Origin of the sequence: Leptospira weilii (assembly GCF_006874765.1) — a bacterium.
GTDB classification, from domain to species: Bacteria; Spirochaetota; Leptospiria; order Leptospirales; family Leptospiraceae; genus Leptospira; species Leptospira weilii.
Genome location: NZ_CP040840.1, coordinates 2,105,001 through 2,121,596, shown reverse-complemented (window position 1 = coordinate 2,121,596; position 16,596 = coordinate 2,105,001). Strand labels below are relative to the sequence as shown.

At 43.7% G+C, this 16,596-nt stretch carries 14 protein-coding genes (1 of these 14 cut by a window edge); 3 read left to right on the top strand and 11 right to left on the bottom strand.

All coding sequences use genetic code 11. The annotated features are described in order from the left end of the window. Positions 1-71: 71 nt before the first annotated feature. From FHG67_RS10070 to clpB, 6 genes are all read right to left on the bottom strand, one after another. Entirely contained in the window at positions 72-1,469 is a 1,398-nt protein-coding gene (locus FHG67_RS10070; RefSeq protein WP_002556468.1) for a PP2C family protein-serine/threonine phosphatase, read from the bottom strand. Positions 1,470-1,483: 14 nt separating this feature from the next. Beyond that, positions 1,484-2,878 (bottom strand): class I SAM-dependent methyltransferase, encoded by a 1,395-nt coding sequence (locus tag FHG67_RS10065; RefSeq protein WP_004501426.1) that lies wholly within the window; start codon positions 2,876-2,878, stop codon positions 1,484-1,486. Between the two features lie 5 nt (positions 2,879-2,883). Beyond that, positions 2,884-3,255, bottom strand: coding sequence for a hypothetical protein (locus tag FHG67_RS10060; RefSeq protein ID WP_002556452.1), 372 nt, complete (start codon positions 3,253-3,255; stop codon positions 2,884-2,886). Between the two features lies 1 nt (position 3,256). Continuing rightward, entirely contained in the window at positions 3,257-3,781 is a 525-nt protein-coding gene (locus FHG67_RS10055; protein ID WP_002556469.1) for an ATP-binding protein, read from the bottom strand. Between the two features lie 66 nt (positions 3,782-3,847). Continuing rightward, entirely contained in the window at positions 3,848-5,326 is a 1,479-nt protein-coding gene (locus FHG67_RS10050) for an adenylate/guanylate cyclase domain-containing protein (protein ID WP_002556423.1), read from the bottom strand. Between the two features lie 909 nt (positions 5,327-6,235). Continuing rightward, complete coding sequence (gene clpB / locus FHG67_RS10040) at positions 6,236-8,809, bottom strand: ATP-dependent chaperone ClpB (RefSeq protein WP_142499768.1); 2,574 nt, start codon at positions 8,807-8,809, stop codon at positions 6,236-6,238. A gap of 358 nt (positions 8,810-9,167) precedes the next feature. Here clpB and FHG67_RS10035 point away from each other — a divergent pair, with 358 nt between their 5' ends. From FHG67_RS10035 to FHG67_RS10025, 3 genes are all read left to right on the top strand, one after another. Continuing rightward, entirely contained in the window at positions 9,168-10,760 is a 1,593-nt protein-coding gene (locus tag FHG67_RS10035; RefSeq protein ID WP_004495842.1) for a sodium-dependent transporter, read from the top strand. A 118-nt stretch (positions 10,761-10,878) separates the two neighbouring features. Further along, positions 10,879-12,855 carry an ATP-dependent DNA helicase gene (locus tag FHG67_RS10030; protein ID WP_004499597.1) on the top strand — a complete coding sequence of 659 codons (1,977 nt, stop codon included), beginning with the start codon at positions 10,879-10,881 and terminating at the stop codon, positions 12,853-12,855. A 34-nt stretch (positions 12,856-12,889) separates the two neighbouring features. After that, entirely contained in the window at positions 12,890-13,753 is an 864-nt protein-coding gene (locus FHG67_RS10025; RefSeq protein ID WP_004499590.1) for a hypothetical protein, read from the top strand. A 224-nt stretch (positions 13,754-13,977) separates the two neighbouring features. Here FHG67_RS10025 and gmk read toward each other — a convergent pair whose 3' ends face one another. The 5 genes in view from gmk to FHG67_RS10000 are tightly spaced (at most 56 nt apart) and all read right to left on the bottom strand, a layout consistent with a single transcriptional unit that may run on beyond the window. Then, entirely contained in the window at positions 13,978-14,478 is a 501-nt protein-coding gene (gmk, locus tag FHG67_RS10020) for a guanylate kinase (protein WP_312845846.1), read from the bottom strand. A 56-nt stretch (positions 14,479-14,534) separates the two neighbouring features. Next, a complete protein-coding gene (locus FHG67_RS10015; RefSeq protein WP_002556443.1) occupies positions 14,535-14,816 on the bottom strand; it encodes a DUF370 domain-containing protein in 282 nt (93 codons plus the stop codon). Next, entirely contained in the window at positions 14,816-15,871 is a 1,056-nt protein-coding gene (locus FHG67_RS10010) for a hypothetical protein (RefSeq protein ID WP_004499594.1), read from the bottom strand. Before FHG67_RS10010 ends, FHG67_RS10015 begins: the two co-directional genes overlap by 1 nt. A 46-nt stretch (positions 15,872-15,917) precedes the next feature. After that, on the bottom strand, positions 15,918-16,277 hold the full coding sequence (locus tag FHG67_RS10005; RefSeq protein WP_002556466.1) for a hypothetical protein: 360 nt from the start codon (positions 16,275-16,277) through the stop codon (positions 15,918-15,920). A 7-nt stretch (positions 16,278-16,284) separates the two neighbouring features. Then, positions 16,285-16,596: the 3' portion of a FapA family protein gene (locus FHG67_RS10000; protein WP_002556430.1), read on the bottom strand. The gene runs 1,674 nt beyond the window's last position; 312 of the gene's 1,986 nt are visible here — the last part of the coding sequence; its start codon lies off the right edge, out of view — the gene reads right to left on this strand; it ends in the stop codon at positions 16,285-16,287.

Sequence of the window (16,596 nt, the reverse complement as noted above, 5' to 3'; positions counted from 1 at the left end):
CTCTATAAAATTGAATACCGTTTCATTTTCAACACAAAGCACTGTTTGTCAAATGTAAAGAACTTAGGAATTCACGCTCCTTTATTTTTCAGAAGCAGTAGAGTCATATCGTCGCTCTGAACCTTTTCAAAATCGGTCACCTTTGAAAAAATTTCAGTTCCGAGTTGTCTAAGTGGAAGTTTCGCGTTTGACTCAAGCAATTTGATCAATCTTTCTTCTCCGAACAGCTCATCGGATTGATTGCGAGCTTCTGTGATTCCGTCAGTGTACAAAAGTACAATATCTCCAACGGACATAGGAACCCTATGGTCTTCCAAAACGTCTCCTAAGTTGTCGACAATCCCAAGCCAAGAACCGGTCGTGGGAATCATTTCAACCTTCCTTTCTTGGGCGCGATAGATCATCAGATCCATATGCTTACCGGACACGACTAAATAATTGTCTTCCAGCCGAAAGAGCATCATCGTCATATAACGATCCGTCCCCAAACGCGCGATATTCTCCTTAATGACTCGATTGGCCTCATTCAATACTTCGGAAGGATTGAGCATTTTCTTTTGTTGAACGATTGCTTGGATCGCGGTTTGAGCCATCATCATGATCAATCCGGATTCCACTCCGTGACCGGAAACGTCCCCGATTCCCACCCACTTTTCTCCGTTAGGCGCGTCGATGATGTCGTAATAATCTCCCCCCACCGAATCTGTGGGAACCATAAGAGCCGCCACCTCGTAACGCCCTATGCTCGTCTTACGCGGAAGAAGAGCCGTTTGTATCATTTTGGCTAACTGCATCTCACCCCAGAGAGCGTCTCTGGCTCGAAGCACTTCCGCGCGAGAGTTATCCAAATTTTGATTGGCCCCCACGAGTTCGGCTCTCAAAAGATATTCGGATCGAACGAGTTTGAATCTCACCCAAGAGATCGCGGCGGTGATGATGATGGTGGATCCAAGAAAGAAAAGATTGTTTACGATGATTCTCGGATCGAAGGGTTGATCCTCCACGATATTAAATCCGAGGTAAATGGACAACACAAGAAATCCGTTGACCACGGAATGGATCGGACGCCAGGAAAGCAGAATGTTCACCGCCATAAGCACAAGCATCAGACCTGCGTAATAACTCGAATTGAACCCTCCCAAATCCACGGTCATTAAAACGATCATCAGACTGATCATGGAGGAAATGATATATCCGTGCATCGGATAGGAACGATTGGGATGCGTAAAACGGATCAGAAGGTATTCGATGATGACGAGAACGGTCGTCGCACCTCTGTAAATTGCGAATCGAAGATGCAAATGAGGAGGTTGCGTATAATAATCCAAAAGCAGAAAGAATGGAATGAGAATCATACAAAGTAGCGTAAGCACCTGCATCCATTCGCGGACGATTCCCTGAAGGTATATTTCAAAATCATCATTTACCTTCGGATCCGTAATTATTTTGTCTTTGAGTGTGAACTGCATACTTTTAAACCGTTTTAACCGTTAGGCGCCCGCATCTCCAGAAACATTTGGCATCCGGTTTTTTCGAAAAAGATGCGACTATGCCCCGGAAGAGTGGAAGCCAATTCTAACATTTCTTCTTCCGTTCTATGATACAGAACCCAGTCCAACCAATACTCCATAAACGCTTTATCAGGATTACTGACGTGAAAGTTTCCTACGATCAACTTGCCGCCGGGCCTGAGCATCTCGAAAAGTCTCGCGAGTACCGCTCTTGCAACCGGAGGAGTTAGATAATCGAAAAGTCCCATCGAATAGATGAAGTCGAATCTTCCCCAAGTTCCGGGAAGATCTCGGATACGGAGCATGGAACGTACGGAATCGTTGATGTATCTAACGTGAATCGAAATTCCTTTTTCAAGTTCGAGCTGATTCACCGTATTCATCGCAACTCGAAGCGCTTCCATATCCTGATCAAGCAAGGTAAAGTGAATTTTTTTCAACTCGACCATATCGCTGAAAGCTTCTCCGATTTCATCCGCAGGGCCGCAAGCGACGGACATAGCCCGAAAATCTGCATTGTCGTGATTTTCTACGGCCTCCCGAATTTGATCCGCGATCATCCTGCGCCGATTGCGCACCGCATTTGCGGCCGGAATTTGCAGAGGATAACTGTGCAACAACCTTGCGAAAAGAGATTTGCCCATGATTTCATTTTCATAAATCATCTTCATCATTTCGTAGTCCCCCGCGTATCCGCGAGGTTTTAAATTCGTCCGCAACATAAAAGCGGAATGAAGAATAAAGTCCCAGACCTGTTTTCTGAAAAAAAATCCGTGCGCTTCGTTTTCGTCCTTAGAGAAATTTTTTGTTTGTTCCTGGAGTTCCAGTACTTTGGATTCGAAAAACTCCATAAACGTCTGACCTTCCCGCTCCAGAATCATTTGATGCAAATGTTCCTGAACCGGTCCCGGTTCTTTTAAAAATTTCCGATCCAAATCGTCGAAGAATTGTTTATATACGTTCAATTCGAACGTGAGATTGGCGCTGTATTCTTTAAAACGTTGATTCACTTTTTCTTTTTGATTGAGTATCAATTGCAAATTAAAAAGTCCGGTGTCATATACGGTGAATCTCTTTTTGCCGATCAGATCGACCACGTCTACGGTATCGTCTAGAAGCAATACCAAATACTGAGGAAGAGCGGCGGAAGTAGCCGCATGTTTAACGGGAAGCATCCTACATCTACCGAGTTCGATTCTCTTTCCATCCAATTCGATGATAAAACCGTCGGCGTTAAATGGAACGATGTATTGCGGCGCTTTCGGAAGCCGAATTTGAAAAGAATAGCGCGAATGTCCGCACACTTCTACGTTCGTAATGTTCCCATTCGTTTGGAGTAAACCGACGATGGTATGTTCGACGATCATATAAACTATTGTCCTACGACCTGAATTCTTCCGTCTTTAGTCTCGAAGATCCGTAAAGCGGAAAAACTTAAGTCCTGCCATTTCTTTGTCTTGTTGTAGATGAGTTTTACCTTGCCGTTTCCTTTTTTAATCATTTCCAAAGTTTTAATCACGGGAGTGATCGTGGAAGAATTCATATATTCAAGTTCCCTAAAGTCCCAGATTACCGCTTTGCGTTGATCGCTACCTCGTTTCATTACGTCCGACAACGTTGGTATGATGAACTGACTCGGGTTTCTCTGAACGCTTTTTCCGAGCCAACGAATTAGAATCTCGTCGCCGTCCACAACTTCCAATTGAAGTTGGTCTTCCGAAAAAATCTGATTGTTCAAGCTCATGTTAAACCACCTGCTCCCTATCTATTTTCGGTTGTAGGGCCGATACATAGAGAATGTCATCTTCGTTTACATAAAAATCGAGAATTGCCTCGCCTTCATAAGCGATACGAATGAGTCCTAGTCCGCTTTCATTGTCTTCTAAGGGTTGTCCTGCCACAAGTTTCAGTCTTTCTAAATAAGCTTGAAACGGAGATTGAAAACTTCGAATCCATTGAACGATAGAATCGAGACGACGCAGATTTTCTACGATTCCCGCGGAAGGGAGAGGGCTCCAAGCTTGCACGAGCATTCCGTCCTTACCTGATTCTAATTTAAAAGTAAACTCTTGGCTTTCACTTGTGAAATGACCGTATTTGATCGCGTTCTCAAGAATCTCGGATGCGATCATACAAAGCGCGTCCCTGGTTTCGTCCGATGAACCCAGCTCTTCCAAAAAATTACGACACTCTTCTCTTGCCCGTTCTATCTCCGCCCAAATAGGACGAAGTTTCATTTCAAGCAATTTGCCTTGGTTGCTATTTTGCATTCGAGCCCTCCGCCCCGTTAGGCCAACAACATCTCTTATCAGCGTTGGACGAAGCGCGGCGATCTTTCATAACATCCCAACCGGGAAGAATATTTCTTGCGGTTCCTTTTTACCTCGTAGCAAAAATGTACCGATTGCTTTGACGTTGATTTCATGACGAATAAAATCGGAAGTAAAAGAATCCAAAAGTATATCATGACCCGTCGTTTTCGTAAGAGCTTCCAGTCTGCTCGCGGTATTGACCGCATCGCCTAACACGGTGTATTCCATGTGTCGCGACGAGCCGATGTTTCCCGCAAACACGTTCCCGGTCGAAATCCCGATTCCCATCGCCACGGGAGTGAGAATTTTTGGATTTCGATTATCATTAAACGCGCGTAGATACTCTCGAATTTGCAGAGCCAATCGAACGCAGTTGATTGTATCCTCTTCTTCCGGGAAAGGACAGCCAAAAGTGATCAAAAGACCGTCTCCGAGTAATTTATTTACCGAGCCTCCGTTCGCATACGTGATATCCATAAGCCCCGTAAACAACTCGCTCAAAAAAGCCGCGAACTCGTCCGGATCCAACGTTTCGGCGATCCCCGTGGAATTTCGAACGTCGCAGAATAACATCGTAGCTTGAACATTCTTTCCTTCGAGTTCCGTTTGCCGTTTTTCATCGATGAGGTAGTCCACCAAGTTTTCCGGAAAATATTTCTCCAACAGACGTTTTGCCTGTTCCACATCCTCCATTCGTTTGTTGAGTTCTTGCGATTTAGCATGCAGTTCGCTTATATCCCGTAAGGTGAAAACACAGCCGTGAGAAGTTCCGTTCGTATCATGAATCGGAGCTACCGTACAGATAACGGGAGTACTTCGTCCATTGGAGCCGGAAAGAATCACGTGTTCAAAAACGGCGGGCGACTGATTGATCGTAGCATAAGAAACTAAATTTTGAATGATTACACCTTTCGTGTCTCTTAAATGCATTACATCGTCCACTATTCTACCTCGAACCGCTTTTTCGTTTATTCCCAAAAGGGCTTCCGCAACCGGATTTAAAAACTTAACTCTGGAAATCGAATCGGTAGCGATCACCCCGTCTCCTATCGAACTCAAAGTGGTAGTCAACCAGCTTGCATCTTCACGAAAACGTTTCTCCATCTTATGCCGATAGAGGCACATCTCAACCGTGATCTCAAGTTCTCGAACATTCACCGGTTTGAGAATATATCCGAACGGTTCCGTTACACGCGCCCTTTTCAGAGTGGCCTCGTCGCTGTCTGCGGTCACATAGATCACCGGAACATCCAGTATTTCTTTTAACTTGACTACGGTTTCAACCCCGTCTATAAACCCGGTGCCGAGAACAATATCGATCAACACAAGATCCGGGCGAATTTCCCGGGCCATCTGGATCGCTTTTTCTCCGTTAGTCGCTAGACCGATCGAAGTGTAACCGAATTTCTGTAAAATCTCTTGAATATCACGCGCTACGATCCTTTCGTCTTCGACGACAAGAATCCGTGAAGCCTGTGACGCCCGATTCGCAAATTCTAACATCTTAGCACCGATAAAAAATAAGAATCGATTCGAAGGAAAGATTCTTATTCAGGCTTTGACGATAAATAAAATGAAATTGCCGCTTGGACGTTCTCAATCCCGTTCTGTTACGCATAATCAAAACCTAAGTGTTCGTTCGTTAAAAACTGAAGATGTTTATTTATGCTTTTAAAATCATCTCAGCCGCCTGGAACCTTATATTGGCAAGTTTTGATACGAAAGACTCGGATGGCCTCTTTCATGACGGTGATCCGCTCCGACTAAATTTGCGGCGCGTCCCGAAACTCTATTATACTTTATCAGAAAGATCAAGCCGCAAGAACCAGTTCCCATCGAGCGCCCCTTAGGAAGTGAGATGCCTGAGTTTCTTTTGAGATAGGTTCTTATAATTAGAACGAGTTCGGGCTTAGATATCGCTCTACAGAAGAGACTATCTAAAAACTTCTGATTGAGATCGGCTATTTCCGAACTAATTTTGTGAGAAGTGAACATAGTACTCCTTACACCGTAATTTTTACGCGTCGAACCGTTTTAAAACGGATTTCGATCCGGGCAGCGAAAGACCTTCCTAAGGCTTCCATTGATTGTTGCGGTAAATCGTCAGTACGGACTAACAGATTTTTTGACTTTAGTCAACTAGTTATTTCCAACATTCAAAAAACGAAAAATAGTTCGAAGATGGGAGACATAGGCAAGGTGCCGATGATCGAACGAGCGGATCAATTTAAACCCAAGGTTCTTATGGACGGGGATCGGACCCGCCACTCTTTTTCCTTATCAACTTCCCAGCAAGCATCTCACAGATTACATCGTATTACCGGTTTTCCTGTCGTTTAAGGTTGTAGTAGTTCCTACATTTTGATGCTTGGAGACTAGTTCTACGTTCCACAATAAAACAATCAGCCCAGTTTAAACTACGATCACTTTTCCCTGTTTATAATCCACGGTCACTTTTTGTCCGTCCGAAAAATTACCATTTAAAATGTAACGGCTGAGAGAATTGCCAACCTCTCTTTGGATCAAACGTTTCAGAGGTCTAGCTCCGTATTCGGCGTCGAAACCGGCTCTAGAAACATAGTCCTTCAATTCGTCTGTAAACTGAACATCCAAACCGTTCTCCTTCGCCTTTTGTTTCAACGCCTCCAGCTGAATGTCAGCGATCTTGTGAATCACGGAATTTGAAATTGAATGAAATAGAATCACCTCGTCAATTCGGTTTAAGAATTCTGGTTTGAATTGTTTTTTCAAACGTTCTTCGACCAATCTTTCTCTTTCTTCGGCGCTATATTCGGAAGAACCCAAAATGTCCGATCCGATATTGGAAGTGAGAATGATCACCGTGTTCTTGAAATCAACGTTACGCCCCTTTCCATCGGTCAATCTTCCTTCATCTAAAATTTGAAGAAAAACGTTGAATATATCCGGGTTCGCTTTTTCAACTTCGTCGAATAGAATCAGAGAATATGGTCTTCTTCTCACCGCTTCGGTGAGTTGGCCTCCTTCGTCGTATCCCACGTAACCGGGCGGCGCTCCAATAAGTCGCGCGATAGAATGCGCTTCCATATACTCGCTCATATCGATTCGATGCATCGCATTTGCATCGTCGAACAAGAATTCTGCGAGAGCCTTTGCGGTTTCCGTCTTTCCAACTCCCGTAGGCCCCAGGAATAAGAAAGTCCCGATCGGTCGATTCGGGTCCGCAATTCCAGCCCTTGATCTTTGTACCGCTTCGGATACAAGTTTGAGAGCGTGATCCTGGCCGATAACCCTTGTCTTCAAAGCGTCTTCCATCAAAAGAAGTTTTGCCCTTTCTCCTTGAAGCATTTTGGACACGGGAATCCCGGTCCAACGAGAGACGATGTTCGCAATGTCTTCTTCGGAGACTTCTTCCTTCAAAAGCCGAGAGGGCCCCTCTTGTTTTTTTAATTCTTCGTTTGCGGCTTCGAATTCTTTTTGCAGATCAACTAATTTTCCGTAACGGATTTCGGCGACTCGATTGATTTCTCCTTTTCTTTCCGCGTCCGCTTCTAAGTTTTTATACTTTTCGATCTCTTCCTTAATTTGTTTCAATCGCAAGATTTTGGATTTTTCCAAATCCCATCTCGCCTTCAAAGTTTGGAAATTCTGCTCTTGTTCCGCAAGATCCTTTTCGAGTGATTTCAATCTTTCTTTCGAAGCGGGATCCTGTTCTTTTTTCAACGCCTCTCTTTCGATTTTTAAGGATTGAATCCGTTTACTCGCGCGATCCAATTCTTCCGGCATGGAGTCGATCTCGATTCTCATCTTAGAAGACGCTTCGTCGATCAAATCCACAGCTTTATCGGGTAGGAAACGATCCGTGATATATCGATTGGAAAGAGTAGCCGCCGCAATCAACGCGGAATCAAGGATTCGAATTCCATGATGGAGTTCGTAACGTCCTTTGAGTCCTCTTAAGATCGTGACCGTTTCCTCGACGGAAGGTTCTTTTACGTAAACGGGCTGAAACCTTCTTTCCAAAGCGGCATCCTTTTCGATGTATTTCTGATATTCTTTCAGAGTGGTCGCGCCGATACATCGGAGTTCCCCTCTGGCAAGCATCGGCTTCAGCATATTAGAAGCGTCTAATGCGCCTTCCGTTGCCCCGGCGCCTACAAGAGTATGAATCTCGTCTATGAACAAAATAACCTCTCCGTCCGAGCCCTTCACTTCGTCGAGAAGTGCTTTCAATCTGTCTTCAAACTCCCCTCTGTATTTGGCGCCCGCAATCATTGAACCAAGATCCAAAGTATAAAGGGTTTTATTTCTGATTCCCTCCGGAACCTCTCCTTGAACGATCTTGTTCGCAAGTCCCTCTACGATCGCGGTCTTACCCACTCCGGGTTCCCCGATAAGAACCGGATTGTTTTTCGTCCTTCTGGAAAGAACTTGAATCGTCCTTCTTATCTCTTCGTCTCTTCCGATAACGGGATCGAGTTTTCCCTGTTTAGCGAGGTCGTTTAGATTTTTTGCATACTTCGCAAGAGCGTCCGTTTTTCCTTCCGGTGAATCGTCCATGATCGTCTTTCCCTTTCTATTTTCCAAAGTAATATTCAGTAATTTAGAATATTCTAATCCTAATTTAAAAAATTCCCCCTTCAATGGTCCGGCTCCGTTTTTCATAAGCCCGAGAAGCACATGATCCGTGGATAAATATTCGTCTTTCAATTCCCTACGAATTTCGTCCGCGGTTTTCAAAAGAGAAACCGCGGAACGTGAAAATCCTACGTCAGAAGTTCCTCCGACTTTCGGAAGCCGCCTCAGTGCATCTTCGGTTTTTTCGAGAAAGGATTTCGGATTTAGATTGAGTTTTGAAATTAAAAGTGGAACAAGTCCGTCGGTCTGGACCAAAACTTCCCTGAGAATGTGTTCTTCGCTGATTTCCGGATTTCCCGACTTTTCGGCGGAAATTTGTGCGTTATGCAACGCTTCATTTAATTTTGCAGTGAGTTTATCTAGTTTCATTTCCTAATTCTCCAAAGGAAGATTTACTTTCTCATTTAGAATTTAGACTCTTTGATTCTAAAAAAATCTCAATTTTTCTGCCATATTGGCATCTCCATTTTAATAGGCAACCCATATTCATTTCTAGAATGTGGGAACTACCATTCGGGATCAGGTATCATTTTCACATTGCCATGTCGAATTCCAAACCTTGAACACATAGTTTCCACAAGTAGAAAATTATAAATCGAAAGGAAGACCCAATCGAGCCATCCGAATTCTAAGCGAATCTCACCCATTTTATGTCCCGTTTTTTGTAAAACCATTTACTTTTCCTTTGACAGCGAAGGGTTTAACGTGCGTTTTACAAGAAAGCATCATGAGTAAAGAACCCCCAAAAGAAAGCTGGAAATCCAGAACTGGACTCATCCTCACCGTGGCGAGTGGAGCGATCGGCCTCGGAAATTTCATTCGATTTCCCGGACAAGCGGTGGCAAACGGCGGAGGAGCCTTCATGGTTCCCTACATCATCAGCTTCATTCTTGTCGGAATCCCAGTCTGCGTCACGGAATGGATCATGGGAAGAATGGGAGGTCGCACCGGTCATAGCGCCCCTTTTTTATTCAAAAGTTTCTTATCCGGCTTTCCCCTCCGAATCGTGGGGGCCATCGGAATTACGATCCCCATTCTCATATACATATATTACATTTTCATAGAAGCCTGGTGTCTTGCTTATTCTTTTGAATTTTTAACCGGACAGATTCAATTCAACACGAACGGACACACACCTCAATCCCAAATCATCCAAGCCGCGGGAAATTACTATTTGGATCTGACCGGAGCCAGACAAAATGGAGACGCAATTTCCGGTAAAATCTTTTACGCCACGATCACTTGTTTTATTCTCAACTTCGCTCTAGTTTATCGCGGAATTTCCAAGGGAATCGAAACCTTCGCCAAGATCGCGGTTCCCTTAATGTTGATCTCTTCCGCGATCATTCTCGTTCGAGTTCTTACGTTAGACAACATAGAGATTGGCCTCGGAAAAATGTGGAATCCGGATTGGTCCTCCCTTTTAAAATCCGAGGTCTGGATCGCCGCGGCGGGTCAGATTTTTTTCACTTTGTCTGCCGGTTTCGGAATCGCACTCGTTTTTTCAAGTTATCTCAAACGGGACAACGACGTAGTTCTTTCCTCTCTTTCCGCCGCTTCCTTAAACGAATTCGTAGAAGTTGCAATCGGCGGTATGATTACGATCCCGGTCGCCTTTCTTTTCTTAGGCGCTTCGATCAACGATTTCGGCACGTTCGGTATGGGATTCATCGCACTTCCGTCCGTTTTTTCTTTGATGCCCGGAGGGGAGTGGTTCGGTGCGATTTGGTTCTTCGTTCTCTTTCTTGCGGCAATCACATCTTCCGTTACGATGTTACAACCGGGAATCATATTTTTGGAAGAATCCTTCGGACTTAGAAGACGGACTTCCTGTCTGATCTTATTCCTGTTCACCGCAAATCTTTCTTTTCCGATCCTTTACTTCAATCAAAACTTTCAGGCGCTCGAACTCGCCGACTTTTGGGTCGGGACCATTCTGATCTTCATACTTGCAAGTATTCAAATTTTCTTATTCGGTTGGAAAATCGGAGCCAAAAAAGGCATCGAAGACGGAAACGAAGGTTCTCATTTTGAACTTCCCAGATTTTTTTGGTTCGTGATTCAATACATAACCCCAGCGTTTTTAGTCGTCGTATTTATCGCCTTTCTCATCCAAAATCTTCCCGGCCATTTCGAAAGAATGAGCGTGGACACTATGATCTCACAGGCAATCGCTCGGGGAACTTCCGTAGAAGCGGCCCGTATGAAAGCGCTCATCTCAAGATCCGTTTTTTTCGGAATTCTGATCGTCTTCAGTTTGATTGTGCTTCTCGTACACTACGCCCTGAAATATAAAGAAAATAGAGTAAATTCGAAATGATGTTCTTAGCGCAAGAAGGCCTGACTTGGCAGGGTGTTTCGATTATGACTCTTTCCCTGTTTTTGGTGAGTAGCCTTGCCATATTCTGCATTTTTAAACTTTTTAAAACCAGAAACCATTGAACCGTTCTTTAGAATACTTTGATAAACTCTCCACAATCTGGGACGATTTCGAACCCAGAAAAGGCCAGATTCAACTTTCCCAAAAGATAGAAGATTCCCTCTTTAACGGAACTCATTTGATTGCAGAGGCGGGAACGGGAGTCGGTAAGTCTCTCGCGTATTTAATTCCCGCGGCGCTTGCTTCGATCGAAAAAGAAGAACCAGTCGTCATTTCCACCGAAACTAAATCCCTTCAACAGCAACTTCTTCTAAAAGACATTCCGATGGTTTCCAAAATTCTAGGAACGGATCTAAAAGCGGAAGTCGCAATGGGCGCATCCAATTATGTGTGCAAAAGAAAGATGAATCACGTGTTGCGAGACGGAACCTTCGGCCCGGAGATGATTCCTCATCTGAATTCTTTCAACCAATGGATTAAAACCACCGAGTCCGGAAGAAAACAAGAATTTACAGGAACGGCTTCCCACGATTTTTGGAGCAGAGTCACAAGAGAGGCGGATAATTGCCTCGGAAGAAATTGTCCCAACTTTTCTCATTCTTATTATTTTTTAGAAAGGGAGAAATGGAAACGCTGTAACATTCTAATCGTAAACCATCACCTTTTGGCGGCGCATATCGCGAGTGATTTCAATATTCTTCCCGAATTCAATCGGGTGATTTTGGACGAAGCGCATAACTTTCCGGACATCATCGGTTCTTCTTTTCGCCAGGAAATTCGCTCTCAGGAAATCCAAAAACTTCTACAACAGATCTGGCTTCCGAATAAAAACACAGGAATTGCGGTTTCGATTTCCTCGAACATTCTCAAGGATTTAGTTACAAAGGCAGGCGAAACTCTAACCGTTTTTTTCAACGCGCTTTCCGGAGAAGTCCCTCTGAATTTTTACAGCCCTCAAAGGATCAAAAAACCTTTGAGGTTGGATCGAGGCGCATTTGCCGCGGTACTTGCCGAGATCGCCGAAATCCTCCAAAAACATCTTTCCAAATTGTCCAAGGATAGCGAAGATATCTCGGAAAAAGAATCCGCGCTCGCCTTAGAGATGTTAGCCGGAAGGATCAACGAAATTGCAACCGGTCTCGAAACTTTTCGTCAAGTGGACGATCCGAATCTTGTGTATTGGATCGAACCTCCCGATCAGAATTCAAAAGAGATCTATTATAAAATTTGCATGGAACCTTTGAGTCCGGACGAGATCATTCGCGACTTATTCGCCTCTCGGATGGAGTCGATCGTGTTTACGTCAGCGACCCTTTCCACATCCGGAAACGATTTTAAATACTTTCAAAAAAAGATCGGAGACTTACAGGCTTCCAATCTTACGGTTCCTTCTCCTTTTCCGTATCAAAAGAACGCCCTTTTGTATGTTCCGAAAGAAATTCGGGATCCGGTGGGAGATCCGGACGGTTATCACGCCGATCTTGCAAAACAAATCCTTTGGCTCATCGAACTGACCCGAGGTAACACATTCGTTTTGTTCACTTCTTTTAAGTCCTTGAAGCTGGTTTACGAAGCGATTTCTCCCCATACCGATCTTCCGCTATTTTCTCAGTCCGATCTGGGGCCGGACGGAGCCAAGCAGATGTATTTAAAAACCCCCAACAGCGTACTTTTCGGAGTTTCTACGTTTTGGCAGGGAATCGATATCCGTGGAGACAAACTCAAATCGGTCATCATCGCCAAACTTCCGTTTCAGGTTCCGAACGATCCGGTCTTGGAAACCAAAAGCGAACAGTTAAAAGAATCCGGCGGAAATCCTTTCGCGGAGTTACAACTTCCATACGCTTGCACAGTTCTCAAACAAGGATTCGGACGTTTGATCCGTTCCGGTACGGACACGGGGATTGTTTCTATTTTAGATCCGAGAATGTTCACAAAATCTTATGGAAAAGATCTTTTGAAATCCCTTCCTCCCGCCAAATTGGTTCAGAACCGGGAAGATTTAAAGAGAGAATTCGCCAATCTGCCGAAATAAGTAGAAGACGTACTTCCACTTTTTGAGAACCCAGATGAATTCCACAGCTCTATTTTTCCTGTTTCTTCTTTTTTGGATTCCGATTCAAACCTCATTTTCCTTTGAAAGTAGAGATTATACGGATACAGTGATTGACTGGAAAAAGGGGGAGATTCAGAAAATTCTTTCCTTCAAACTTCCGAAACTGACCTATTCCGTAGAAGATCCGGATTGGGGCACGGAAAACACCGCAAAAAACCTGACCGAAGCGAGAAAAAAAGCTTCTTTAAACGCGGAGGAAGAGCTTAAGAAATTTCTTTTTCGAAAAATAGATACTCTGAAATTAGATTCGGAATTTACTCTTCGAGAAAAGATCAGAGAAGATTCCCTATTTCGAGAAATCTTCAATCAAATCTTCGAAATCGAACCGATGTTTACAACGGTCAACTTTGTGGAAAATCGGGCGATCGCAAAAGGCCTCATTCAATTCAAAGGAAAACGAGGTATTCTGAATTACGTTTTTCTTTCTTACAATACGGAAAGTTTTCCGGAATATCCGGCTCCCACACTGGCCGCGGAATTCACTTCTCTCATCGTGGACGCCAGACACCTGAAGTTGGATACCGCTTTATTTCCGGAAATTCTTTCGGAAGAAGGAAACAGCCTTTATTCTCCCTATTTCGTTTCCAAGGAAAGCGCGGTTCAAAACGGTTATGTAAGCTATATGAAAACTCCGGAGGAAGCGTTCCGTTCCCGGATTGTCGGTACCAAACCCTACTACGTAACTGCGTTAAGTGTCACAGGTCATTATCCCGTGAACCCGGTGATCGCGGCAGAAGACTCAAGGAAACTGCTCGCTTCCCCTAAAACTAGATCGGCTCTGAAAAATTGTAAGGTCATTATTCTGAAAGATAAATGATTTTGTGGGAATTACGACAAGTAGCCTCCGTCAAATGCGGTCGCTTATATAACGCGAGTTCGGCGGTTGAAAATGAGAATAAATTCCAAAAGTAGGAACTCTTACTTTTAGAATTTGTTCGTAAAATCGCGATTTGTTCTAGTTCTCACATTTTAAGAATCAATTTACAAAGTTCAAATTCCAACTTCTTACAAAAAAAATGAATCACGCCGAACTCACGTTATTTAAAACTTCGAAAGAATGATTTTTTCCAAATCTACAAGAGCCTGATCCAGATCGTCGTTTACGATCTTATAATCGAATTCGTTTTGACGTTCCAACTCGGATTTACCGTTCCGGATTCTTTTCAAAATACTTTCTTCCGAATCAGTTCCCCTATCTCGAAGACGTCTTTCCCATTCCTTTTCGTTCGGAGGAAGAATAAAAATCGTCACGATCCTCCCCGGAAGCTTTTCTTTGATGATTTTGGCTCCCTGAACGTCTATATCCATAATCACGGAAGAACCTTTTTGAAATGCCTCTTCGATAAATTTCAAAGGAGTGCCGTAGTATTGATCGTGAACGAGAGCCCATTCTAAAAACACGGAATCCTCAATTCCCTTCTCGAACTCTTCCTTTGTTAGGAAGAAATACGTAATTCCCTCCTTGTCTCCTGGACGAGGAGCTCGGGTAGTACACGAAATCGAGAAAAGAATATCGGGATGTTTTTCTCTAAGCTTTTGAATGAGTGTGGATTTTCCCCCTCCCGCAACGGAAGAAAGAACAAAAAGTTTGGGGGAATTCAGTCTAGATCTTCCTCTTCGGAAGCGATCGAGTTATCGCTGGATTCGATTCTTTTGGCAAGAGATTCCACTCTTAGGTTGGAAAGAATGAGATGATTGCTGTCGGTCACAATGATCGAACGAGTTTTTTTGCCCTGAGTCGCATCGATCAGACTGCTGTTGCTCTTAGCCTCGTTCCGAATTCTTTTAGCGGATGCAGAATCCGAATGAATGATACTAACGATCTTAGAAACCAGAACGATATTTCCGAATCCTACGTTGAGTACGCTAAACTGGGACATCAGAACCTCCTATTTCTGTCCAATCTAAATCTTTCAATGATATCCACCTCGCCGAGCGCTAGATCCAAAACTTCCGAAATTTCTTCATGAGTATATTTTCTTTTTAAAAGGAAAACAACTTTCTCTATTTTTGTGGAATCTTCCCCGATCTCAAGCAATGCCGCTTCCGCTGAAATTCGAGTGGAATCGGGTTTGAGAGGTTTGTAACCGGTTATATTTTCCTGGAGAATTCTACCGAAATCCGCAGATTTGAGATTATCCTTAAAAACCGGAGTGTCACTTAACGTGAAATCCGAAACGGGAGAAAAAGGATCTTCATCCAGAGAGATATCCAAAGTGGAATTTCGAGTTCCCGGAAAAAAGTCGTTCGCGGAAGAATCCTCTTTTCGGATCGTTTTGATTTCCTGAATTCCGAAAAATTTACGAACTCCCCTGCCGATCGTCTCCAAAACGAGATTGGAAGTAGAACCTTCGGAGATGGTTTCGGACTTAATTTGCGGCCTAAAATCTTTTTGCGCGTTAGGTTTTCGGATATAAGAATTTTGTGCCGTGTTCTTTCGGACAATGGAAGCAAAATCGATCTGTACAGTCGGCGCCTCGCCCTCTTCTCTTACAAGATCCAAATTCTCCTTATAGATATGACCGATTCCCTGTTGAATGGAACCGGGAACCTTAGTAACGTTTGGACTTTTTAAAGACTTTTTGCCTTCTTCCATTAAATCGGAAACCGGTGGATAGGAATCCTGGCCGGAGAGGTTTGGAGATTCCGTTTGAATCTGAATCTTATCCAAAATATCCGGAGTGGTAGCCTGTTCGATTCTTTTGACAAGTTCTTCCGCCTTGGAAGTCATCTCTTTAAAAGTGAGAATCCTAGAACCAATTAAATCCACTTGTCTGAGTGACTCCGTTTCCAACTCGTCCACGAAATCCCGAATTTCTTCGTTGATCCGTTTAAGCATATGATTACGAATTTTTTCGGTTACTTTCGAAGTGATCGTATAATATAAAACTACGGAAACGAATGCGTTGATCGCTAAGACTGCAAATAACTCCATGCCTTTTCTCCCGGTATCGTCTCCAACAACATTCCTTCGGAAAAGTCTATGCGAAAAATTCGATTTTACCCCGATTGGTCGGTGCGTTAGACTCCTTTTGACCGTCGGCGGAATAAGTCACCGAATCGCTCCTATCTCCCGAGGCCGGCTTATATGTTTTTAACCGGTCCTTAATTTGGTCTATTTTTTGATTTCTGACAAAGGCCATTCTTTCCCTGGATTCAGGAGAAAGAGAAAAAACGTCGGTATACAACTCGACCGCATACTTTCGGGTATCGTTGTATTCCTTAACCATCCGAGCGGTTTCGGAAATCATATGAGGCATGGTGAAAGGATTTTCCACCTGTTGTCTCCGGATCATATCCGGAGCCTGACCATAGCCTAAAAAAGTATCGCTCAGTCTCATCTAAGGTTTAATTACTACGATTTCGTTTTTTTCTCCAGTCTTTTTTATCAGGTTCCGGATCCTCGTAAGGGACTTGACGAATCATACCGTTCTCTTCCACGAAAGTTTTATTCTTAATCTCGTTTCTCGTTTTGAAATCCGAGTTACGGATCCTCATCGTTACTCCGCCGTAGAGAACTTTTTCGATACTGATCTTACCGTAAGAGGCTTTTTCTTCCATGTAGTTTTTAAGGTTGTTGATTTCAGTCTCAAATTCCTTAATCCGAGAATCGAGCTTTTCCACCGCTTTCTGCATTTTAGCGAGTTGATTTTCATGTTC